The sequence below is a fragment of the Paenibacillus sp. P4_A7 genome (assembly GCF_056402455.1).
In genome coordinates this window covers 1-734 of sequence record NZ_JBFUHJ010000888.1, presented here as the reverse complement: position 1 = coordinate 734, position 734 = coordinate 1, and the positions used below count along the sequence as shown (strand labels likewise).

Here is a 734-nt window from a genome sequence, read left to right as displayed (position 1 = left end):
TGCTATTGCAGCAGGCATTGGGCTCGGGATGCTGTTCAGCAAGCTATTCTTCATGGCGCTAGCTGTTCTTCTCAAAATGAATGAGACCATTCCTTTTGCAGTTCCATTAAAAGCGGTAGGGATGACAGCAGGTGGTTTTTTCGCTCTATTCATGCTCATCTCCATATGGACGGCGCTAATGATCGGTCGTACGGAAATTGTTGATTTGTTGAAGGCTGCGCGTAAGCCAAAAGGTCAGCTGCTATTTTCACCTTGGCTAGTGGCAGTTGCAGTTATATGTTTAGCTACTGCATATGGATTGGCATATTTCATGGACGTAACAAATATTATGATTTTCACTCTGCCGATACTGGTTACAGTTATTGTTGGAACCTATTTCTTATTTACACAGCTAAGTATTCTAATTCTGCGTTTCATTCAGAAGCGTTCTGTTATTTACTACAAACGTACAAATATGATTATATTCGCCCAGCTCGGCTATAAGATTAAGGATAATGCACGCATTCTCTTTGTTGTATCGATTCTAAGTGCCGTTATTTTGACGGCATTGGGTACCGTATATATTATGCAAATAAGCGGCAAGGAAGGCATACTTCAGAACTCACCTTATACTTTTGCCTATATAGAGAAGGGGTTGAATTCGCAAGAGGTTGTCGATCCTTCCGAGCTGAAGCGTATTGCAGCTGCTGATGGTTTTAAAATCGAGAGAGAGGCTAAGCTTATTGGCCTACCAC

At 41.8% G+C, this 734-nt stretch carries 1 pseudogene; it reads left to right on the top strand.

From position 1 onward, the window contains the following. Positions 1 to 734, top strand: a pseudogene (locus AC1DWN_RS34750) (ABC transporter permease); the annotation flags it as partial.